We start from the raw sequence: 19786 nt of genomic DNA, 5'->3' as shown, positions 1-19786 counted from the left end.
TGCTGATTGTCTTATGACAAGTCTGACGCTTGCGTTGGATGTGATGGGTGGCGATCATGGCCCCCACGTTACAGTGCCTGCTGCAATGCAGGCACTTCGATTATATCCACACCTAAAACTTATTCTGGTTGGCGATGAAAACCAGATAACACCACTTCTTTCTGAATGCGGTGCCTCTTACCGTAGCCGAATCACAATCAAACACACTGAAGAATGCGTTGCGATGGACGAACGTCCAGCGGTTGCTCTGCGTTGTAAAAAGCAAAGCTCTATGCGTCTTGCTCTAGAAAGTGTGAAAGAGGCTGAAGCGGACGCTTGCGTCAGTGCTGGTAACACTGGGGCATTGATGGCGATGTCAAAAGTGGTACTGAAAACATTGCCTGGCGTTGACCGTCCGGCCTTAGTGACTTGCTTACCTACCGTTAATCATCAACCGCTATATCTGCTTGATCTCGGCGCTAACGTCAGTTGTGATGCCGATATTCTGTTTCAGTTTGCGGTGATGGGGTCGGTATTGTGTGAAGTGGTCACCAAGCAGAGCCATCCAAAAGTGGCGCTGCTCAATGTTGGCAGTGAAGAGTGCAAGGGTAACGACCAAGTGCAGCAAGCAGCACAATTGCTGCAACACACACCTCAAATCAATTATCAGGGCTATATTGAGGGTAATGAAATCTATACCGGTAAAGTAGATGTCATCGTTTGCGATGGTTTTATCGGCAATATTACACTCAAAACCTCAGAAGGTATCGCTCGGCTGTTGGTGCATCAGCTAAAACAAGGCTTAAAACAGGGTTTCTTTGTCAGATTACTGGCGAAATTGTTAGCACCTAGCATTTCGCGAGTACTGCGACAAATGAACCCCGACCACTATAATGGAGCAAGTCTGATAGGATTGCGCGGAATAGTTGTCAAGAGCCATGGGAATGCGGACGAAGCCGCATACTTGCAGGCAATCAGCCTGGCTGTGACCGAAGTTACGCGTCGTCTTCCAGAACAAATTAAATTGCGTCTGGAATCGATACTTTTAGACATAAACAGCTGATTTCTCTTTATGCACACAAAAATTCTTGGTACTGGCAGTTATTTGCCGGCGCAGGTGCGTAGCAATCAAGATCTGGAACAGATGGTGGAAACCAATGACCAGTGGATTGTTGAACGCACAGGCATTTCAGAGCGCCGCATTGCCGGTGGCGACGAGACCGTCGCTACTATGGGGTACAACGCCGCCGTTAACGCAATTGAAATGGCGGGGATCGACCCTTCTGAAATTGATCTCATCATTTGCGGCACCACCAGTGCGGCAAATGCATTTCCAGCAGCCGCTTGTGAAATTCAAGCTATGCTGGGCATTTCTAATATTCCTGCATTCGATGTCGCGGCCGCCTGTTCAGGTTTCGTCTATGCCTTGTCCGTTGCTGATCAGTTTGTCAAAGCTGGCGGTGCGAAAAAGGTATTGGTAGTAGGTGCCGATGTGCTGTCACGTCTGTGTGACCCTGCAGACCGTTCAACCATTATTTTGTTTGGTGATGGTGCGGGCGCGGCTGTTGTTGGTGCTAGCGAAGAACAGGGCATTATCTCAACGCATCTACATGCTGATGGTCGTCAAGGTGATTTGCTCAAATGCGCTTTCCCACCACGCGTTGGAGAGACTGCTGATGCCGTTAGCTTTATGACCATGAAAGGTAACGATGTCTTTAAAGTAGCCGTTACCCAGTTGTCGCATCTGGTCACCGAGACCTTACAAGAAAATAATATCGATAGATCTGAGCTAGATTGGTTAGTGCCACACCAGGCCAACCTGCGCATCATTGCTGCAACTGCCAGAAAACTGGATATGAGCATGGACAAGGTGGTGGTTACTGTTGGTAAGCACGGTAACACTTCTGCGGCCTCCGTACCGATTGCGCTTGATGAAGCCGTACGAGATGGACGTATTCAGCGTGGCCAGCTATTGTTGCTGGAAGCCTTTGGTGCTGGCTTTGCTTGGGGCAGCGCACTGGTAAGGTTTTAAGGATTTAATTTACACAACAAGGTTAAAAATATGACCACTACTGCATTCGTATTTCCGGGGCAGGGTTCACAAGCCGTTGGCATGTTAGCCGATTTGCCGGAACAATATCCTGTTGTTGCCGAGACTTTCGCAGAAGCAAGTGAAGCTTTGGGTTATGATCTTTGGCAATTAGTTCAGGAAGGCCCAGCCGAAGCGCTGAACCAAACTGATAAAACGCAACCCGCATTGTTGACCGCTAGTGTTGCCTTATGGCGCGCTTATCAAGCCAGTGATAAAGCACTTCCAGCAGTAATGGCTGGCCATAGCTTGGGTGAATACTCAGCACTGGTATGTGCGGGCGTTATCTCATTTAAAGATGCAGTTAAATTGGTTGAACTGCGCGGACAATTGATGCAAGACGCTGTGCCAACTGGCACTGGTGCTATGTTTGCTATTATTGGGTTGGATAACGATACCATCGCTAACGTTTGTAACGAACAAGCGCAAGGCGCGGTAGTTAGCCCTGTTAACTACAACAGCCCTGGCCAAGTGGTTATTGCCGGCGAAAAGGCCGCAGTTGAACGTGCCGCCGCTGCTTGTAAAGAAGCCGGCGCTAAAATGGCCGTTGCGTTACCAGTCAGTGTGCCGTCGCATTGTGCACTGATGAAGCCAGCAGCTGATAAATTGGCCACAGCCTTGGCTGATATCAACTTTAACACACCGAGCATTCGTGTGATTAACAACGTTGATGTCGCATCACCAACAGCTGCGGAAGAGATTAAAGATGCGCTGATCCGCCAACTCTACAGCCCAGTCCGTTGGACGGAAACTGTGGAACTCATGGCGTCAGAAGGTGTCACAGAATTGCTAGAGTTTGGTCCGGGTAAGGTATTGTCTGGATTGACAAAACGTATCAGCAAAGCGCTGAGCGCTAAGCCAGTCAATGATCAAGCATCATTGGCGGCCATTACTGAATAACAGGAGTTTACATGAGTTTTGCCATCGATTTGTCTGGCAAGGTAGCGTTAGTTACTGGTGCTAGCCGAGGTATCGGAAAATCAATCGCAACTACGTTAGCTGCTGCCGGCGCAACTGTGTTCGGCACGGCAACGAGTGAAAAGGGTGCTGCAGCTATTTCTGCCTATTTAGGTGAAAACGGCCAAGGATTAGTGCTCAACGTCACAGATCCTGAATCTATCGAAAATTTGTTTAAATCGATCAAGGAAAAAGCTGGCGATATTGATATTCTGGTTAACAATGCTGGTATTACCCGCGACAACCTGTTGATGCGTATGAAAGAGGACGAGTGGCAAGATATTATCGACACCAACTTGACCTCATTATTCCGTCTGTCAAAACCGGTTTTGCGCGCTATGATGAAGAAACGTCATGGCCGTATTATCAGCATTGGCTCAGTAGTAGGTACCATGGGTAATCCTGGTCAGGCAAACTACGCAGCAGCTAAAGCTGGTTTGATTGGTTTTACAAAATCGCTTGCCAGAGAGGTTGCGTCGCGCCAGATTACAGTGAATGCTATCGCTCCTGGATTTATCCAGACAGACATGACTGATGAGCTGACAGAAGATCAGCAAAAGGCCATCATGTCGCAGGTGCCAATGGAACGCTTGGGTCAGGCACAAGAAATAGCCAACGCTGTGCTATTTTTAGCATCTGATGCAGCTGCTTACATTACAGGGGAAACCTTGCATGTAAACGGCGGCATGTATATGGTTTAAGAGCTTATTGGCGAATTTAAATTGTCAGGATTTTGTTAAATCCCAAGCCATTGGAGTCCAAATTCGTGGTTAGACCACGAAAACGGGACTTGCAATGTTGGTCGAATCGAATAAACTACTCGCAATCTTACGCAAGTGCGTAATTTGAATAGGAAAGAAAACTAATGAGCAACATCGAAGAACGTGTAAAGAAAATCATTGTTGAGCAGCTGGGCGTTAAAGAAGAAGACGTTAAAGCATCTGCTTCTTTTGTAGACGATCTGGGTGCAGATTCTCTGGACACCGTTGAGTTGGTTATGGCTCTGGAAGAAGAGTTTGACACCGAAATTCCTGATGAAGAAGCTGAAAAGATCACTACTGTTCAAGCAGCGATCGATTACGTTTCTAAGAATCAGTAATACTGAATTCCAGAAAACAGGCGGCAGATTTGCCGCCTGTTTTTGTTTGCACCACTATGTTGATAGTGTTTCCCCCGTCAACAGCGTTTTCAGCGTTATTCCTTGCTAAATTTAGGCTGTTGTCGCAGGTTTCCTCTACTAAATAGGTGACTAACGTGACTAAACGTCGAGTAGTGATCACTGGGCTTGGCCTAGTAACTCCCGTCGGTAATGATGTCGATAGCACATGGAAAGCATTACTTGCAGGCCAAAGCGGCATCGCCCCCATCACCAAATTTGATGCCAGCGAATTTACCACCCGCTTTAGTGGTTCTGTAAAAGATTTTGATGTCGAACAATATCTGAGCAAGAAAGATGCTCGTAAGATGGATTTGTTTATCCAGTACGGCATGGCTGCGGGTATTCAAGCAATGAATGACTCTGGCCTAGAGATGGATAAAGAAGATCCATCCCGTGTCGGTACGGCCATTGGCGCTGGTATGGGCGGTATGTGGTTGATTGAACAAAATCATACGGCGTTGATGAATGGCGGCCCGCGTAAAATCAGCCCATTCTTTGTACCAAGTACCATTATCAACATGATTGCTGGCCATCTCTCAATTATGTACGGCATGACTGGCCCTAACTTCGCGGTAACGACCGCATGTACTACTGGTGTACATAACATCGGCTTTGCTGCCCGTACCATTGCATATGGCGATGCGGATGTGATGGTGGCAGGCGGTGCGGAAGACGTTACTTGTCCGCTTGGTGTAGGCGGTTTCGGCGCTGCTAAAGCACTGTCGACTCGTAACGACGAACCGACTAAAGCGAGCCGTCCTTGGGATAAGGACCGTGACGGTTTCGTCATTGGTGACGGCGCAGGAGTGATGGTCGTTGAAGAATACGAACACGCGAAAGCGCGTGGTGCCAAAATCTACGCTGAATTGGTCGGTTTTGGTATGAGTGGCGATGCATTCCACATGACATCACCTCCAGCAGATGGCAAAGGCGCTGCGGCTGCGATGGCAAATGCGCTGCGTGATGGCGGTTTGAATGCAGAGCAAGTGGGTTATATCAATGCTCACGGCACCTCGACTCCTGCCGGCGATAAAGCTGAAGCTGCAGCTGTGAAAGCCGTATTTGGTGCGGCAGCCAATAAAGTGATGGTGAGTTCGACTAAATCGATGACAGGTCACTTACTGGGCGCTGCGGGCGCGGTCGAAACTATTTTCACGGCACTAGCGCTGCAAAATCAAGCAGTTCCACCCACCATTAACTTGGATAATCCCGATGAAGGTTGTGATTTGGACTTTGTGCCTCACACCGCTCGCCAAGTAAACATGGAATACGCTTTGTGTAATTCGTTTGGTTTCGGTGGTACTAACGGTTCACTGTTGCTGAAGAAAGTCTAGCTATTAGGCATTATGCTTCGGCAAATTAGCTGCATGATAAAAAAGCGAACCAAAAGGTTCGCTTTTTTATTGCCAGTTTAGTACTAGAGTGCTTGTGTTTATCTTCATGTATATACATATTAAGTGATAATAGACAATAACGTTAGGGATGCAGCATGAGCGTGACATGTCTTCCTCGAAGACTATTTAAGCAGGTGCCGTGGAAAAACGGACAGGGAATTACCGAAGAGATTGCGCTGCAGCAAGATCTAAATGAAAGGTTTACTTGGCGTTTATCGATTGCGACAGTAGCGCAAGATGGACTGTTTTCCCATTTTAATGGTTATCAGCGGATTATCTCCGTGCTAGCGGGGAATGGAATGTTACTCGCAGTTAATGGTTGTGAATCTGGGCCAATAACGTGCTTTCAGTCATTTCATTTTGATGGCAGTGCTACCACTGACTGTCGTTTAATTGATGGGGCTATTTACGACTTTAACGTGATTTTCGATGATAAGCGCGTGGAAGTTGACGTGACATGGCATGCGCTCTCTTCTGTAGAGACGCTTTCTCTTGCTGCGGATACGACCTTCTTTCTGTTAGTTGGTGAAGGAGAGCTTGATGTCGATGTTGAGCAACAAAGTTATTCGTTGGCCGCTTGGGACGTTTTGAAATTCGAACCAATAGTGCAAACAAGGGTGTTAAACTTCACCACTACTCGCAAGGTGATGGTGGCCTTGGTAACGATTGTCAATAAATGAAGTCTTGGATATATCCACTACGCGTTTAGGTGATGCGTGCTTGAGCTATAGGTCTAGTGACACAAACCTTTGATTAACTTCATTACTCGTCTGCTAGCTGGTAAGGCCTCGCTAAACGTTTCCTTAACCGATATTTTCGAATACACTCAAGCTTAAAGTGCAATATTTTACGATTGCACAGTTGATGAGAGGAAACACATGGCCGGTATGGAAAGAGATATTACCCTCAGATTTCTGGCAGAACCTGGAGATGTGAATTTTGGCGGCAAAGTTCACGGTGGTGCGGTAATGAAATGGATCGACTTGGCTGCTTATGCTTGTGCTGCGGGTTGGAGTGGTAAGTATTGTATTACTGCTTATGCTGGCGGGATCCGTTTTGTAAAACCGATTTTGGTGGGCAATATTGTTGAGGTGAGTGCTAAGGTGATTTATACCGGACGTACCTCAATGCATATCGGTATCGACGTGAAAGCGTGTGATCCAAAGTTCTGTGAGCGGCAACTCACCACCCATTGCATCGTGATTATGGTCGCGGTGGATGAAGATGGCGCCCCAACTGAAGTACCTGAATGGGTACCAGTGACCGAACGCGATATTCAGCTTCGTGATTCGGCCATTAAGCTGATGGAAATGCGTAAGAAAATAGGCGTCGAGATGGAAGCACATATCCACCCCTGATTTCTGTCATCAATCGAAACTGAGGCGTTTGTTCACACAAATGCCTCTTTTGTTTTTACTCATTTCATAAGGACTTTCGATGGCTAAGGTTGCATTTTTGGGATTGGGCGTAATGGGTTACCCAATGGCCGGACATCTTTTAAAACAAGGGCATGAAGTAACCGTGTATAACCGCACGACTGCTAAGGCCGAGGCTTGGGCGGCTCAATTCGGCGGTAAGTTTTGTGCGACACCAGCAGATGCCGCAAAAGGCCAAGATGTTGTATTTTGTTGCGTTGGTAATGACGACGATTTACGACAAGTCGTGATTGGTGAGCAGGGCGCAGTGCATGGTATGGCGGCTGGTGCCATATTTGTGGACCATACGACAGCCTCTGCCGATGTTGCGCGAGAGTTGGCGACATCTTTAGCTGAGAAGCAGATTGCCTTTTTAGATGCCCCGGTTTCTGGAGGCCAAGCCGGAGCTGAAAATGGCGCATTAACTGTGATGGTCGGGGGCGACGCCGAAGTCTTTGCTAAGGTGAAACCTATTATTGATGTCTATGCCAAAAGCGCGGTACTGATGGGTGACAGCGGTGCCGGCCAACTGACTAAAATGGTTAACCAAATCTGTATTGCGGGCATTGTACAAGGGTTATCAGAAGCCCTCAGTTTTGCGCAGAATGCGGGACTTGACGGTGAAAAAGTTGTGCAGGTGATCAGTAAAGGCGCGGCGCAAAGCTGGCAGATGGAAAACCGTTATCAAACCATGCTGAAAGATGAGTATGATTTTGGTTTTGCGGTGGATTGGATGCGCAAGGATTTGGGTATCGCCTTGGCTGAAGCGCGTCGCAACGGTTCTACGCTGCCACTGACGGCGTTAGTTGACCAGTTCTACGCTGAAGTGCAAGCAATGGGGGGAAGCCGTTGGGATACTTCGAGCCTGATGGCACGACAAAAAAAATGCCAGCAAAGATGATAGTTACTTTGCTGTAGTAATAAAAAACGCAGGGCTAGCCTGCGTTTTTTATTACGGATAGTTTTGTTATATCGCCTCTGCGACTATATGCTCCAATGGCACTGCTGATATCGCCTGTAAGGCATCACTACTGATATCAATCAGCGATAATGCGCCCGCGGATGATTCTAACAACACGGCGCGTTGAATTTCTTCAAAGCCATGGTTATGACGTAATAAGCTGGCTATCGCCATCTGCATCGGCATCATTGATGGGTTAAATGCCGCATTTTCCGCGTAACGCCCAGAAAAGGTTTGTCCATCAATCAGTTCTAGTACTACTGCACTGTGGTTTTTGCTGTAAGGAGCGTAACTTAGGCTGGCGTGATCTAACGCTTCAATAATAAGTGGATCACTTTGATCATCACAATACAGTGTGTGTTGCTGTTTGTGCATTAATGGCTCCGCAACACCAAGATCTGCCGGGCCAAAGGCATTGGGCAGGTATTCACTCACCGTTTTTACCACAGTATTTGGCAGGTAAATATTGATCGCCGCACCACCGTCAATTTCGTTAATAAATTGTCGACAGTGACCGCATGGTGAAGCGTTAATCCAGATATTGCGAATCCCGGTTTCACCATTGAGCCAAGCATGGCTAATTGCATGCTGCTCTGCATGCACTGAGTGGCATAGGGCCCGGCCCTGAAGTTCAACGTTAGCGCCCATATAGATATCGCCACTATTACCTTCAGCGATGGCTCCCACATGAAAATGGCTGACGGGCGCGAGGGATATTTGTTTGGCAATTGTCAGTAGCTGAAACATCAGCTCACTTTTTTCTAGGCCTGAGATTGAGATTAAATCGGCGACTTGTTGCGCATCCAAATGACCTGAAAAGTGCTGATTTAACAGCGGTACCAACCCGGCCGCGAGACTGGCCGGAAGTTGGTTTATCTGCTTGATAAATCTGTCTTGCATGTTCGTTTATCCGAGCGGAATTGGATAAGCATCATGCAGCTAAAGCGATTGAAGGTAAAGCACTAGGGCTTTTAACAACTTCTGTTTGTCTTGATTTTCAGCAGTTTCATCAAGCAGGTTTTCCAAGTGTAAAACGTAATCTGGATCGTTTAGTCGTTGTTGGCAGAATGATTGCCAACGACGGCTTTCTGCGTCGCTTAGTGTCGACGGATAGTTGCGTGCGCGATAGCGAAACAGCATTTCTGGCAGACGAGCATCATCAAAATTGAGTTCCAGAGCGGCCAAGTTTTGCGGCGCAGTGTTGCGGATCATCTCCATTTTGGCTTTGTCAGCCGGGGAGAAAAATCCGCCAGCGTAAAGCATCAAATCAGGATCACTAAGCTCTTTAAAGCTTTCTGTTTCAAATAAGGCGTTAAGCTTTTGACGAACATAAGGCGCATTTTTAAGCTTCTTAAATTGCTCTCTGGCGAAAGCTTTATCAAAGCCAAGCTCATTCGCGCGTTCATCGCTGAGTGTTTTTGCTGGGGCAATAAATGGACATTTGTTGAGGTGAATCAGCTTAATGCCCACGGGTAATTCATCTTCTGCGAGATCGGCCCTGGCGGTATACATGCGTTCGCGAAGGGCATCTGTATCCAACTCCAGTAACGGTTGTACATCCATTGCCAGATTGATGCAGATAATCGCGTTCTTGTTGGTGGGATGATAAGCCAATGGGGCCATTAGACTTATGCAACCCTGTGATGCAGGTAACTTAGAACTTACATGCACCAGCGGTGTCATGTTAAGTACATCGATGAGCTCAGCAGCGCGCTGCTTTTTACGCAAGTTAAAATAGTATTCGAATAAACGTGGTTGCTGCTCTTTAATCAGTCGAGCTAGTGAGATAGTGGCGTATACATCAGACATGGCGTCGTGCGCCTTTTCGTGCCCAAGGCCGTTAGCAGCGGTAAGGTGCTCTAACTTAAAACTTGGTGAGCCATCTTCGCGCTGAGGCCAATTGATACCTTCGGGACGCAGCGCATAACAGGCACGCACTAAATCAATAATATCCCAGCGTGAGTTACCTTGCTGCCATTCGCGCGCATAGGGGTCGATAAAGTTGCGATAGAAGCCGTAGCGCGTTACTTCATCATCGAACCGCAGCGAGTTATATCCAGCGACACAGGTATTGGGCTGACTAAAAATTTGCTGAATCTTGCCCATAAATTCACTTTCTGGCAGCCCTTTGGTATTCGCGAGCTGCGGTGTAATACCAGTAACGAAAATCGCTTCTGGCGCAGGCAGGTAATCAGGGGCGATTTGGCAGTAAAAGGTCTCGGGCTCACCGATAATATTTAAGTCGAGATCGGTGCGGATACCTGCGAACTGTGCTGGCCGATCACGGGCAGGGTTTGCCCCGAAGGTTTCATAGTCATGCCAGAAAATAGTTGCCGAGTTAGGCGCTTGCGTCATGGTTACTGGTTGATTAGCAAATTTGTGTCATGTTAACATTTTTGCCTTGCCGTGAGAAAAATTCGCTTATTTAATTTTTCTTAATGGATTCAGCTAGTAAGTTATGATCTAACGCAAAGTCACTGCATAGCAATTGTGTTGCCATGTACAATATCAATCGTTACTGATGGACGCCGATGTTCAGTCATTGCTTATCTCTTACCCGACAAGTGGACATAAACAGCCCTAGTCGCATACTGATCACCCCTAAACAAGACGTCAGTGAGTTATTGCTGCTGGAAATGCTCAATTTCCCGTTGTGCGAGGCTATCGTGAGTGGCATTACTAGTGATGTTCGCCAAGTTAAATTACGCGTTCAGCCGATTGTCGACATTACGCTTCAACCGCTAACCTTAAGCGCCTTAGCAGGCATTGAACGTACAACGGGGCAGGGTTTTAGGCTTTATCAACAGCTAAATGAACGCAAGGCGTCTGCTATTAACGCATTGAAGCAGGGCATTTGTATTGATGTGGTTCCCGGACAAGGGGTGTTTTTTCGGGTTCAAACTGCGCATTTTTACCTTGTGGCGTTGGAGGATGACGATCATCTTGTGCTTGAACCCCCAGAGGTGTTAACGGCTAAGACTGTACTTGCTCGACCATTAGATTATACTGCCGAGCCGCAAACGATAGCGTTTGAGTTAAGCGAATTGGCGCAGGCCGAACAAGATCTTAAATACTATGTGACGCGAGTTGGCTTGGCCCACGCCCCTGAAATGCTACACATGGTCACACGTTTACAGCGGCAACTTGAAAGTAAACGCCAATGGTTGTTTCGTCAGTATTGTACTGTGTTAGAACGCGGCAACTTGGCGATGAGTGCTAATAATGTGAGCACTCATGAGCTGCAACGACGCTTAGCATTGTATGAGATGTTGGTTGCGGATGAACTCAAATCCTTAGTGAATATGATGATCGGCGAAGATGTTGGATCTGCGTCAGGTTAAGTAAAGGTTGTTATGTTGTTTCTTTGTCCTATCTGTCAGCAAACGTTAACGGTTGAATCACACGCTTGGCGCTGCGCTAATCGGCATCACTTTGATGTTGCCAAAGAAGGGTATATTAATCTGTTGCCCGTCAATAAGAAGCACAGCAAAGACCCGGGTGACAACAAAGAGATGATGGCCGCGAGACGTCTATTTTTAGAAAGTGGTCATTATCAACCGCTCATCGAGCGTATCAAGGAACTGGTAAAGACGTTTGATTGGCAACCGTCATCAACGTTAGATGTTGGCTGCGGAGAGGGGTATTACAGCTCCCGGTTGCAAGCGTTGGTAGGCGGTGATTTTGTTGGTATTGATATCTCGCGTGCGGCAGTGCGTTATGCATCGAAACGCTATCACGCCATTCAATTTGCGGTCGCGAGCGCCTTTGACTTGCCACTAGCAGATAACAGCGTTGATTTGATTCTGCGTATCTTTGCTCCTGGAAGTGATGCCGAGCTTTTACGTGTGTGTCGCGAAGCAGGGATTTTTATCAATGTCAGCGCGGGTCCCATGCACCATTTTGCTGTGAAAAAGCTGATTTATGAGCAACCTAGGCAGCATCCGCAGCGAAACACCGAAATACCCGGTTTTGAGAAAATCCACCAAGAGCGCTTACAGTGGAAAATGCAGTTACCAGAAGGAGATATCTGCGCTGCGTTTTTACAGATGACACCTTATGCCTGGAAATTTTCTGAACAACAAAAAAACGAGTTAAAACAATTAGGATTAATTTGCGAAATAGATTTTAACATTGAAATCTTTAAAAAAATGACCGAATAAATAGAAAGTCTGATTGCAATAAATAATTAATCCAAAATCTGCTTCAAAAGCGGTCTTATCGAATGAAGTTTGTTGACTTATTTTCGGAATGATTTATAGTCAAGAAAGCTTGAAAGTTGGGCTTATTTTTATGTATTCAATTCGACTAGGTCGTCCTGTGAACATAAGTAATACCGGCATTTTCAGCTCCACCGCCGCAAAGGCTTACGTATTGTTTTATTTACAGGAATATAGACTATGTCTCAAGTAACTGGTGTTGTTAAGTGGTTTAACTCTGACAAAGGTTTTGGCTTCATCGCTCAAGAATCAGGTCCAGACGTTTTCGTTCACTTCCGTGCTATCGTAGCTGATGGCTTCAAAACTCTGGACGAAGGTCAAAAAGTTAGCTTCACTGTGACTCAAGGCCAGAAAGGTCCTCAAGCTGAGAACGTTCAAATCATCGGCTAAGACCTAAACAGGTTTTAATAAAACGCGGAGCAATTACTCCGCGTTTTTTATTGCCTGATTTTAATTAACTGTCGTTATTAAATTAATTTAAAATTAATAAAGATGCTTATTTGTTAGGGAATTTATTCCTATCTTTTGCTGTTGCGCCTTCATGGCATTCACCGCGTATCTCGGCGCGTGTCTTCATCACCACTCGTGATAATTCATAATATTGATCGTTACAATAACCGGTCGTCTTTAACGTCTGCTCCAGATGCGCGATCATCTGTGCTTCTAGCGGATTATCCTGCTCGTCGCTACGGCCTGTCCTTGAGTTCTGGCGGCGTTCGACCTCTCGAGGTTCCTGTCGTTTCTGATGACTGCCTGCAAGTAAAATGGTGTAGCGAAATAGTTTAGTTCCGTCACCTAGGATATGCGTAGCAAAATTATCTTCCACCGGACCGATGGGTTTTAACTCTGGTTTGCTGGAACAGCCACACACCAAGCAAGAAAGAGCGACTAAGATACAAAGTTTATCGGAAGTTGTCAGCACTGGCACCACACGTTCAAACATCAATATAGTTAAGACAATCGCTGCCTTAACTGATTCATTTATTGCGTTATATTTACAGCATAATCATGTGGATGACCAGCTAACCTTCCTCTGTTTTACTTATGGGGGAGTAAGAAATGGCGGCGATAATGGCGCCAGTTGGGTCTTTTATCCAACAGAAGCGGCCAATACGCGGGATATCTTCAGGTCCATAAATGAGCTCGCCGCCCAAAGCGCGCGCATTGATAGCCACTTCGTCTACATCTTCTACGGTAATGTAGCCCGTCCATGTACTTGGCATCTCAGGTGTAAGGCTTTCGGTAATACCGCCAATATTAGCGCCATGGTTTTCTATCAGATAATAGCGCCCATGTGGTAGGTCTAGCGTACTAAAGCTCCAGCCGAAGACTTTGCTGTAGAATTTAATGGCTTCTTCTGGATTGGTACTGGTGAGTTCATGCCAGCTGAGACTGCCGTGTGTGTTAAAGGGCGATGTCATAGCGTTTCCCTTGCAAATGATTGACCCTACTGAGTGTAGACGAGTCGCGAAGCGTCGAATAAAAACTCGGTAAATTGTTGTCTGTCAGTTGACTGTGTTGATGCCGTTGTTAACATTGCGAGTGCTTGTTTATTGGAGGAGTATCAACGTTGTCCCAGTCCAAACCAGCTTCCAGCCGTTTTGATATGAGTTTACTTACCAACCTGTTAGCGGCATTGGTATTAGTGGTCGGTATTGCTATCGATAATAATATCTGCCTAAGTATTGGCTTATTTGCGCTGTCAGGCGCCATCACCAACTGGTTAGCTGTCTACATGCTGTTTGAGCGAGTGCCGGGGCTGTATGGCTCAGGCGTCATTCCCGCCAGATTTGAAGCGTTCAAACAGGCGATCAGCACCATGATGATGGAGCAGTTTTTCTCTGCTGATAACATTGATAAATTTATTCGCAACAAAAGCGCTGCGCCCAAACTTGATGTGGCGGCGTTACTCAGCAAGATAGATTTGGCACCAGCATTTGATGCATTAGTGGCTACCGTTGCTCAGTCATCGCTGGGCAACATGTTGGCTATGTTTGGTGGCACAGAAGCGTTAACCCCTCTGAAACAACCTTTTATCGAAAAGATGCAGGCGTCGTTAAGTGAGATTGCAGACGGAGAAGAATTTGCTGAACTATTGCGGCAGCAACTCGAGCAACCTAATGTGATGGCCAATATGCGCGAACAGATCCAATTAATTGTCGATCAGCGCTTGGCTGAATTAACGCCAAAGCTAGTGAAAGAGATAGTACAACGTATGATCCGTGAACATCTTGGTTGGCTGGTGGTGTGGGGCGGCGTTTTTGGTGGTTTAATTGGTTTGGTTAGCGGCATTATTCAACAACTTTAAGGAGTCCTTATGCCTCATGTGATTATCGAGTATTCCACCAATGTCGCTGCTGAGATTGATATTAGTCAACTCGTCGAAACAGCACATGAGGCGGCTATCGCCACTGATTTGTTTAATCCTGATGCGGTGAAGTCGCGCGCCTATTCTTGTGCTGATTATGTGTTGGGTACTGGGAAAATTAACAGCTTTATTCATATCTGTGTACGGATAATGCCGGGCCGGACTGAAGCGCAAAAGCAACTGTTGACCAATACTGTATTTGAAGCCGTTAACGCATTAGCACCGCAAGTCGGTGGCTTATCGGTGGAAACCTGCGATCTCCATAAAGAAAGCTATCGTAAAAAGTAGGCAATAATGGCGTTATCAAATCAGGTCCCTATTGATGAATGTCGTTCTCCCTGTGTGCGCAACTGTTGTTTAGATGAGCATGATGTTTGTCTTGGCTGTGGACGAACCTTACACGAGATCAAAGCCTGGCATGATGCTAAGCAACCACAGCGATTGGCCATCCTTGAACGCAGCCGACAACGATTGGCGCGGCGTCAATTTCCATTTAATCGTAACAACTAATAAAAAAGGCGCTTTAAGCGCCCTTTTTTATGTTCATACGAGATTATGCATCTTTGTATGCGTCGGTATGTACCGAACGTACGGCACGACCTGACGGATCTGCCATCGTTTGGAAACTAGCATCCCAGGCCAGAGCTTCAGGCGTTGAACAGGCAACCGATTTACCACCTGGTACAGTTCGCGCGGCAGATTCCAACGGGAACAGTTCTTCGAAGAAGGTACGGTAGAAATAGGCTTCTTTAGTATCCGGCGTGTTGTATGGGAAGCGGAAATGAGCGTTTGCCAGTTCCTTGTCATCTACCACGGCGGCTGCATGCTCTTTGAGACCGTCAATCCATGAGTAGCCCACACCATCACTAAACTGTTCTTTTTGGCGCCATGCCACTTCTGCTGGCAGCATATGTTCGAACGCTTCGCGCAGAATATGCTTTTCGATGCGGCCGTTGGTTGACATTTTGGCTTCTGGGTTGAGGCGCATTGCCACATCCATAAATTCTTTATCAAGGAAGGGCACACGTGCTTCCAATCCCCAAGACGCCATCGCTTTGTTGGCGCGTAGGCAATCGTACAGATGTAGTTTATCCAGCTTACGGATCAGCTCCTCATGAAAAGCTTGCGCATTCGGTGCCTTATGGAAATACAGGTAACCACCAAACAGCTCATCAGAACCTTCACCCGACAACACCATTTTGATGCCCATTGCTTTGATCTTACGCGCCATCAAGTACATAGGCGTTGCGGCACGAATAGTGGTGACGTCATAGGTTTCCAGATGGTAGATAACATCCTTAATCGCATCTAAGCCTTCTTGGAAGGTAAAGTTGATTTCATGGTGGATGGTACCGATGGCGTCAGCAACTTTTTTGGCTGCGATTAAATCGGGCGCACCTTTTAACCCTACTGCAAATGAGTGCAGTTGTGGCCACCAAGCATCAGATTCATCGTTGTCTTCAATCCGGCGTTTGGCATAGGTTTGGGTAATGGCTGAAATTACGGAAGAATCAAGACCACCAGACAGCAGCACGCCGTAAGGTACGTCTGACATCAACTGGCGTTTTACCGCAGCTTCCAATGCCGTGCGCAGCTCTTCTTTGCTGGCAGGGTTGTCTTTGACGGCATCATAGTCACGCCAGTCACGTTGATAGTATTTCACTGGCTCTTCAGTGCCGCTTACCATGTAGTGACCCGGTTGGAACACGTCCACTGTTTTGCAGACAGGTACCAGAGATTTCATCTCTGAGGAAACGTAGAAGTTACCTGCAGCGTCGCGACCAGTGTACAAGGGCACGATACCGATATGATCGCGGGCAACAAGGAAGCTGTCTTTGTTCTGATCGTACAGCACAAACGCAAAGATACCGTTCAGCATGTCGAGGAAATCAGTGCCGTATTCTTGATACAGGGCGAGAATCACTTCGCAGTCTGAATTGGTTTGATAAGTATATTTATCACCAAGTTTAGCTTTCAATTCTTTGTGGTTATAGATTTCACCGTTAGCGGCTAAGACAATGCTGCCGTCTTCGCTGTACAACGGCTGTGCACCGTGTTCAATATCAACAATCGCTAATCTCTCGTGGGCCATTACCACTTTGTCGGATGCATAGATACCTGACCAATCTGGGCCGCGATGGCGCATTAACTTGGACATTTCTAAAGCTACTTGTCGTAGTGAAGCCGCATCAGACTGAATATCAAGAATGGCAAAAATCGAACACATAAAAACTCCGGGCTTTCACAAAAAACTATTTAGAGATACTTTGCCATTAATTATGTAGAAATCAAGCAAAATAACGATGAATAATTTATTAATTTTTTGATTTATGTGGATCAAATTCAAAGATTAGTGTTTTTTTATGATGATCTATCAAATGAGGTGGCAAAAGTGAGCTGGTGTCTATCGTTTTCCTATAAAAATTGGGTTTTGATTAATAAAACGATAATGCCGAAAGAATGACCAGTTGCAATGTAGAATAACTATCTGATTTTTAATGGGTATAATTTGAGCAAAAAGCTAGACTAAGGTCAAATAAAAAGGGGCATTTAGCCCCTTTAGCGCGTATTTTACTTAAGGCTAATCCCTGATTCTGGGCGGAGTTGGTAAAACTCTGTCCCCTGATAGTAACCAGGACGAGCCTGACTGTTCCCCAGTAAGCTAATGGCGTTAAAGTAGACCTGCAGATCTTCAAAAGTGCCAGATAAATCCCATTCTTCGTGGTATTCGTCACAGGTATTGTGATAGCAACCTTTTTCGAGTCGCAGTATCTGTTGCTTGTAGTCAGCTGTTGTCTTATCAACCGGCTCGCTGCCGCCACCGGCAAAAACCGCTGGAACGCCAAATTTTGCAAAGCTGAAGTGATCTGAGCGGAAATAACCACCGGACTCTGGATGTGATTCTGCTTTCGCGATACGTTGCATGTCGCTGGTCGCCTTTTGCAGATAGAGTTCTAATTCCGACTTACCTTTACCGACGATAGTGTAATCTTTGGTACGCCCAAAAATATTGGTGCTGTCTAAATTAAATACGCCGATGGTATTGGCTAATGGGTAGAGCGGATGTTCGGCATAGTAGCGCGAGCCAAGTAGTCCTTGTTCTTCGCCAGTGGTAACCACAAACGTGACTGAACGTTGCAGTGGCTGGCCAGCATTGGCGGCAGCGACAAACTGACGTGCCAGCGCCAGCATACCTGATACGCCGGAGGCGTTATCCATTGCACCATTGAAAATCTGGTCGCCTTCAAGTGTGTCATCTTTACCAAGATGATCCCAGTGACCCGTGACTAAAATATGTTCTTCCGCTGCCGCGGTGCCTTTGAGTGTGGCCACAACGTTATAGCTGTCGGCATAAACCGCACTGTTGTTAAAATGGATTGATGCTGTTTGTTCGAGAGGTAACTGAATTGGCCCATGAGCTGCGCGCTCACTCGCGGAATGTAAATCTAAGCCCGATTTTTTGAAGACTTGCGTAGCTGCATCTTTGGTCATCCAGCCTTCAACCGCGACGCGGTAATCTTTTTTATCGCCAGCTAAATCTTGCTGTGGTCCGGTCCAGCTATGTTCCACGACCGACCAAGGATAGGAGGCTGGTGCTGTATCATGGATAATGATCGCCCCTAAGGCACCTTGACGGCTAGCTTCCTCATATTTGTAAGTCCAGCGACCATAATAGGTCATTGCTTTTCCCGCAAATTTACCAGAATCGGGTGCTGCAAAGCCCGGATCATTGACGAGAATGACCGCAATTTTGCCCCGCATATCCAATCCCTGATAGTCGTTCCAGTCATACTCAGGTGCGTTAATGCCGTAGCCAACAAACACTAGAGGTGCGTTATCAATCGCGACTTCGCTAACGTCGTGTCGGCTGTTAAGGACTATATCGTCGCGATATTTTAATGGCAGATCCGCCAATGTGACCTGTTCATCATCGCTGGCGGTATAACTTACCATTGGCACTTTTTGCAGATAGCTGCCATTTGCGGCAGGGGCAAAACCTATGCGCTTAAAGGCCGCACTGAGGTAATCCAGTGTCATCTGTTCTCCGTGGGTTGTCGGAGCTCGTCCTTCGAACGCATCAGATGACAAAGTTTTGAGGTCTTGACGAAACAGTTGTTCGTCAAATTTCGCCTGAAATGGGGTTGATTCGCTATGCTCGTTGCAGCCAAGTAACAGTGCTGCAGCGCAGAGTGGCACGATTATGCGCATAAAATGTCCTGCTTTCTCATTTTTCTAGCGACGCATGTTAGCAGCAAAAAAGAGAGCAGATGTAACTGGAATGTTACTTTTTATGTCTGTTCGCACAAAAATAGAGCGCCCACGACAATGCGTGGGCACCATTAAAATCTGAGGGAGCGTTATACGATGTCGATTTCGCCAGCACAGCGGAATACATGGTTCGGACGGAACGGTTCACGCTCAATATCTTCAGGTTTAGTAACGCCACTCAATACCAGAATGGTTTCAAGACCTGATTGGAAACCGGCCAAAATGTCGGTACGCATGTTGTCACCGATAATCACCGTATCTTCTGAATGCGCGCCCATATGATTTAGGGCTGAGCGAATAATCAGTGAGCTTGGCTTACCAACATAGAAAGGCTTGCGACCAGAAATGACTTCGATAGGAGCACACAATGCACCACAGCCTGGCGAGTAGTTAGGACCATGAGTGTCTGGGTTAGTACCAATGAAGCGAGCACCATTCGCCACAAAGCGCGCGGCCTTATGGATCATGTCCCAGTTAAAGGTTTTAGTTTCACCTACAATCACGAAATCTGGATTGATGTCGGTGATAGTAAAGCCGGCATTATAAAGCTCATGGGTAAGGGCACCTTCACCAATCACATAAGCTTTGGCGCCATTAGTGCCGGCTTGTTGGCGAAGAAATGACGCTGTGGCCATCGCTGAGCTGTAAAAGCACTCTTCAGGGATCATTGGATAGCCTGCAGATGCCAGACGGTTTTGTAGGTCTTTACCCGTTTGTGCTGGGTTGTTGGTCAACACTACTAGTGGGTTGCCTTGTTCCAGCACCCGTGCAATAAATTTTTCACTGCCGGGTATCAGCTTGTTGTCGTGCATCAGCACGCCATCAATATCACAGATAATATTTTTCATGCCCATCTCATCGTTTTTAAATAAACTGCCATTATTCAAAGACAATTATCATACAATATCAATGGTGAAAGCGACTATTTTATTAAACTATGAAAGCACGCATAAAAAAAGGAATCCGTAGACTCCTTTT

At 46.6% G+C, this 19786-nt stretch carries 22 protein-coding genes; 15 read left to right on the top strand and 7 right to left on the bottom strand.

Going from position 1 to position 19786, the window contains the following annotated elements; genetic code table 11:
- The first annotated feature begins 13 nt into the window (after positions 1-13).
- From plsX to HR45_RS04220, 9 genes are all read left to right on the top strand, one after another.
- A complete protein-coding gene (gene plsX, locus HR45_RS19370) occupies positions 14-1042 on the top strand; it encodes a phosphate acyltransferase PlsX (protein WP_037440019.1) in 1029 nt (342 codons plus the stop codon).
- Between the two features lie 9 nt (positions 1043-1051).
- Positions 1052-2011 carry a beta-ketoacyl-ACP synthase III gene (locus HR45_RS19365; RefSeq protein WP_037440018.1) on the top strand — a complete coding sequence of 320 codons (960 nt, stop codon included), beginning with the start codon at positions 1052-1054 and terminating at the stop codon, positions 2009-2011.
- Between the two features lie 30 nt (positions 2012-2041).
- Positions 2042-2968 (top strand): ACP S-malonyltransferase, encoded by a 927-nt coding sequence (gene fabD / locus HR45_RS04250; RefSeq protein WP_037440017.1) that lies wholly within the window; start codon positions 2042-2044, stop codon positions 2966-2968.
- A gap of 11 nt (positions 2969-2979) precedes the next feature.
- The gene (gene fabG / locus HR45_RS04245) at positions 2980-3726 is read left to right on the top strand and encodes a 3-oxoacyl-ACP reductase FabG (protein WP_037440016.1); all 747 of its coding nucleotides are present in this window, start codon (positions 2980-2982) and stop codon (positions 3724-3726) included.
- A gap of 164 nt (positions 3727-3890) precedes the next feature.
- The gene (acpP, locus tag HR45_RS04240) at positions 3891-4124 is read left to right on the top strand and encodes an acyl carrier protein (RefSeq protein WP_037440015.1); all 234 of its coding nucleotides are present in this window, start codon (positions 3891-3893) and stop codon (positions 4122-4124) included.
- A gap of 155 nt (positions 4125-4279) precedes the next feature.
- Complete coding sequence (gene fabF, locus HR45_RS04235) at positions 4280-5518, top strand: beta-ketoacyl-ACP synthase II (RefSeq protein WP_037440014.1); 1239 nt, start codon at positions 4280-4282, stop codon at positions 5516-5518.
- A gap of 155 nt (positions 5519-5673) precedes the next feature.
- Positions 5674-6258, top strand: coding sequence for a HutD/Ves family protein (locus HR45_RS04230; RefSeq protein ID WP_052074483.1), 585 nt, complete (start codon positions 5674-5676; stop codon positions 6256-6258).
- Positions 6259-6456: 198 nt separating this feature from the next.
- Positions 6457-6936, top strand: a complete 480-nt coding sequence (locus tag HR45_RS04225) for an acyl-CoA thioesterase (RefSeq protein ID WP_037440013.1) — start codon at positions 6457-6459, stop codon at positions 6934-6936.
- A gap of 79 nt (positions 6937-7015) precedes the next feature.
- The gene (locus HR45_RS04220) at positions 7016-7894 is read left to right on the top strand and encodes an NAD(P)-dependent oxidoreductase (protein ID WP_037440011.1); all 879 of its coding nucleotides are present in this window, start codon (positions 7016-7018) and stop codon (positions 7892-7894) included.
- A 66-nt stretch (positions 7895-7960) separates the two neighbouring features.
- Here the strand turns inward: HR45_RS04220 and cdd are convergent, their stop codons facing one another.
- Together cdd and sbcB are read right to left on the bottom strand one after the other, a co-directional pair.
- Complete coding sequence (gene cdd / locus HR45_RS04215) at positions 7961-8854, bottom strand: cytidine deaminase (RefSeq protein ID WP_037440008.1); 894 nt, start codon at positions 8852-8854, stop codon at positions 7961-7963.
- A gap of 39 nt (positions 8855-8893) precedes the next feature.
- Positions 8894-10309 (bottom strand): exodeoxyribonuclease I, encoded by a 1416-nt coding sequence (sbcB, locus tag HR45_RS04210; protein WP_037440006.1) that lies wholly within the window; start codon positions 10307-10309, stop codon positions 8894-8896.
- A gap of 176 nt (positions 10310-10485) precedes the next feature.
- Between sbcB and HR45_RS04205 the strand changes: the two genes are divergently transcribed.
- The 3 genes from HR45_RS04205 (at position 10486) to HR45_RS04195 (ending at position 12561) form a co-directional block, all read left to right on the top strand.
- Positions 10486-11295, top strand: a complete 810-nt coding sequence (locus HR45_RS04205) for a hypothetical protein (RefSeq protein ID WP_037440004.1) — start codon at positions 10486-10488, stop codon at positions 11293-11295.
- Positions 11296-11307: 12 nt separating this feature from the next.
- Positions 11308-12114, top strand: a complete 807-nt coding sequence (rlmA, locus tag HR45_RS04200; protein ID WP_037440002.1) for a 23S rRNA (guanine(745)-N(1))-methyltransferase — start codon at positions 11308-11310, stop codon at positions 12112-12114.
- 237 nt (positions 12115-12351) lie between these two features.
- Positions 12352-12561 (top strand): cold-shock protein, encoded by a 210-nt coding sequence (locus tag HR45_RS04195; RefSeq protein ID WP_037440000.1) that lies wholly within the window; start codon positions 12352-12354, stop codon positions 12559-12561.
- A gap of 106 nt (positions 12562-12667) precedes the next feature.
- On the opposite strand, the gene HR45_RS04190 is transcribed toward HR45_RS04195, so the two are convergent.
- Together HR45_RS04190 and HR45_RS04185 are read right to left on the bottom strand one after the other, a co-directional pair.
- Positions 12668-13114, bottom strand: a complete 447-nt coding sequence (locus tag HR45_RS04190) for a hypothetical protein (protein ID WP_037439998.1) — start codon at positions 13112-13114, stop codon at positions 12668-12670.
- A gap of 79 nt (positions 13115-13193) precedes the next feature.
- Positions 13194-13592 carry a VOC family protein gene (locus tag HR45_RS04185; protein ID WP_037439996.1) on the bottom strand — a complete coding sequence of 133 codons (399 nt, stop codon included), beginning with the start codon at positions 13590-13592 and terminating at the stop codon, positions 13194-13196.
- A 185-nt stretch (positions 13593-13777) separates the two neighbouring features.
- Here HR45_RS04185 and HR45_RS04180 point away from each other — a divergent pair, with 185 nt between their 5' ends.
- Genes HR45_RS04180 through HR45_RS04170 form a run of 3 tightly spaced genes read left to right on the top strand, consistent with a single transcriptional unit; the run spans position 13778 to position 15049 of the window.
- Positions 13778-14479, top strand: coding sequence for a DUF445 domain-containing protein (locus HR45_RS04180; protein WP_037440366.1), 702 nt, complete (start codon positions 13778-13780; stop codon positions 14477-14479).
- A gap of 9 nt (positions 14480-14488) precedes the next feature.
- Positions 14489-14827, top strand: a complete 339-nt coding sequence (locus HR45_RS04175) for a 5-carboxymethyl-2-hydroxymuconate Delta-isomerase (RefSeq protein ID WP_037439993.1) — start codon at positions 14489-14491, stop codon at positions 14825-14827.
- Positions 14828-14833: 6 nt separating this feature from the next.
- Positions 14834-15049, top strand: coding sequence for a DUF1289 domain-containing protein (locus HR45_RS04170; protein ID WP_052074481.1), 216 nt, complete (start codon positions 14834-14836; stop codon positions 15047-15049).
- A 43-nt stretch (positions 15050-15092) separates the two neighbouring features.
- Here the strand turns inward: HR45_RS04170 and asnB are convergent, their stop codons facing one another.
- The 3 genes from asnB to HR45_RS04155 form a co-directional block, all read right to left on the bottom strand.
- Positions 15093-16766 carry an asparagine synthase B gene (gene asnB, locus HR45_RS04165; RefSeq protein WP_037439991.1) on the bottom strand — a complete coding sequence of 558 codons (1674 nt, stop codon included), beginning with the start codon at positions 16764-16766 and terminating at the stop codon, positions 15093-15095.
- A 344-nt stretch (positions 16767-17110) separates the two neighbouring features.
- Entirely contained in the window at positions 17111-18748 is a 1638-nt protein-coding gene (locus tag HR45_RS04160) for a M28 family metallopeptidase (protein WP_037439989.1), read from the bottom strand.
- Between the two features lie 149 nt (positions 18749-18897).
- A complete protein-coding gene (locus HR45_RS04155) occupies positions 18898-19656 on the bottom strand; it encodes an HAD-IIA family hydrolase (protein ID WP_037440362.1) in 759 nt (252 codons plus the stop codon).
- Positions 19657-19786: the final 130 nt, after the last annotated feature.

Source organism: Shewanella mangrovi, assembly GCF_000753795.1.
GTDB lineage: Bacteria > Pseudomonadota > Gammaproteobacteria > Enterobacterales > Shewanellaceae > Shewanella > Shewanella mangrovi.
The sequence above is the reverse complement of the archived record's forward strand: the minus strand, read 5'-3'. Positions and strand labels throughout refer to the sequence as shown.

What these genes read in the sequence shown, in the direction of transcription:
- plsX (WP_037440019.1), top strand. Translation starts at nt 14, where the DNA reads ATGACAAGTCTGACGCTTGCGTTGGATGTGATGGGTGGCGATCATGGC.
- HR45_RS19365 (WP_037440018.1), top strand. Translation starts at nt 1,052, where the DNA reads ATGCACACAAAAATTCTTGGTACTGGCAGTTATTTGCCGGCGCAGGTG.
- fabD (WP_037440017.1), top strand. Translation starts at nt 2,042, where the DNA reads ATGACCACTACTGCATTCGTATTTCCGGGGCAGGGTTCACAAGCCGTT.
- fabG (WP_037440016.1), top strand. Translation starts at nt 2,980, where the DNA reads ATGAGTTTTGCCATCGATTTGTCTGGCAAGGTAGCGTTAGTTACTGGT.
- acpP (WP_037440015.1), top strand. Translation starts at nt 3,891, where the DNA reads ATGAGCAACATCGAAGAACGTGTAAAGAAAATCATTGTTGAGCAGCTG.
- HR45_RS04230 (WP_052074483.1), top strand. Translation starts at nt 5,674, where the DNA reads ATGAGCGTGACATGTCTTCCTCGAAGACTATTTAAGCAGGTGCCGTGG.
- HR45_RS04225 (WP_037440013.1), top strand. Translation starts at nt 6,457, where the DNA reads ATGGCCGGTATGGAAAGAGATATTACCCTCAGATTTCTGGCAGAACCT.
- HR45_RS04220 (WP_037440011.1), top strand. Translation starts at nt 7,016, where the DNA reads ATGGCTAAGGTTGCATTTTTGGGATTGGGCGTAATGGGTTACCCAATG.
- cdd (WP_037440008.1), bottom strand. Translation starts at nt 8,854, where the DNA reads ATGCAAGACAGATTTATCAAGCAGATAAACCAACTTCCGGCCAGTCTC.
- sbcB (WP_037440006.1), bottom strand. Translation starts at nt 10,309, where the DNA reads ATGACGCAAGCGCCTAACTCGGCAACTATTTTCTGGCATGACTATGAA.
- HR45_RS04205 (WP_037440004.1), top strand. Translation starts at nt 10,486, where the DNA reads ATGTTCAGTCATTGCTTATCTCTTACCCGACAAGTGGACATAAACAGC.
- rlmA (WP_037440002.1), top strand. Translation starts at nt 11,308, where the DNA reads ATGTTGTTTCTTTGTCCTATCTGTCAGCAAACGTTAACGGTTGAATCA.
- HR45_RS04195 (WP_037440000.1), top strand. Translation starts at nt 12,352, where the DNA reads ATGTCTCAAGTAACTGGTGTTGTTAAGTGGTTTAACTCTGACAAAGGT.
- HR45_RS04190 (WP_037439998.1), bottom strand. Translation starts at nt 13,114, where the DNA reads ATGTTTGAACGTGTGGTGCCAGTGCTGACAACTTCCGATAAACTTTGT.
- HR45_RS04185 (WP_037439996.1), bottom strand. Translation starts at nt 13,592, where the DNA reads ATGACATCGCCCTTTAACACACACGGCAGTCTCAGCTGGCATGAACTC.
- HR45_RS04180 (WP_037440366.1), top strand. Translation starts at nt 13,778, where the DNA reads ATGAGTTTACTTACCAACCTGTTAGCGGCATTGGTATTAGTGGTCGGT.
- HR45_RS04175 (WP_037439993.1), top strand. Translation starts at nt 14,489, where the DNA reads ATGCCTCATGTGATTATCGAGTATTCCACCAATGTCGCTGCTGAGATT.
- HR45_RS04170 (WP_052074481.1), top strand. Translation starts at nt 14,834, where the DNA reads ATGGCGTTATCAAATCAGGTCCCTATTGATGAATGTCGTTCTCCCTGT.
- asnB (WP_037439991.1), bottom strand. Translation starts at nt 16,766, where the DNA reads ATGTGTTCGATTTTTGCCATTCTTGATATTCAGTCTGATGCGGCTTCA.
- HR45_RS04160 (WP_037439989.1), bottom strand. Translation starts at nt 18,748, where the DNA reads ATGCGCATAATCGTGCCACTCTGCGCTGCAGCACTGTTACTTGGCTGC.
- HR45_RS04155 (WP_037440362.1), bottom strand. Translation starts at nt 19,656, where the DNA reads ATGAAAAATATTATCTGTGATATTGATGGCGTGCTGATGCACGACAAC.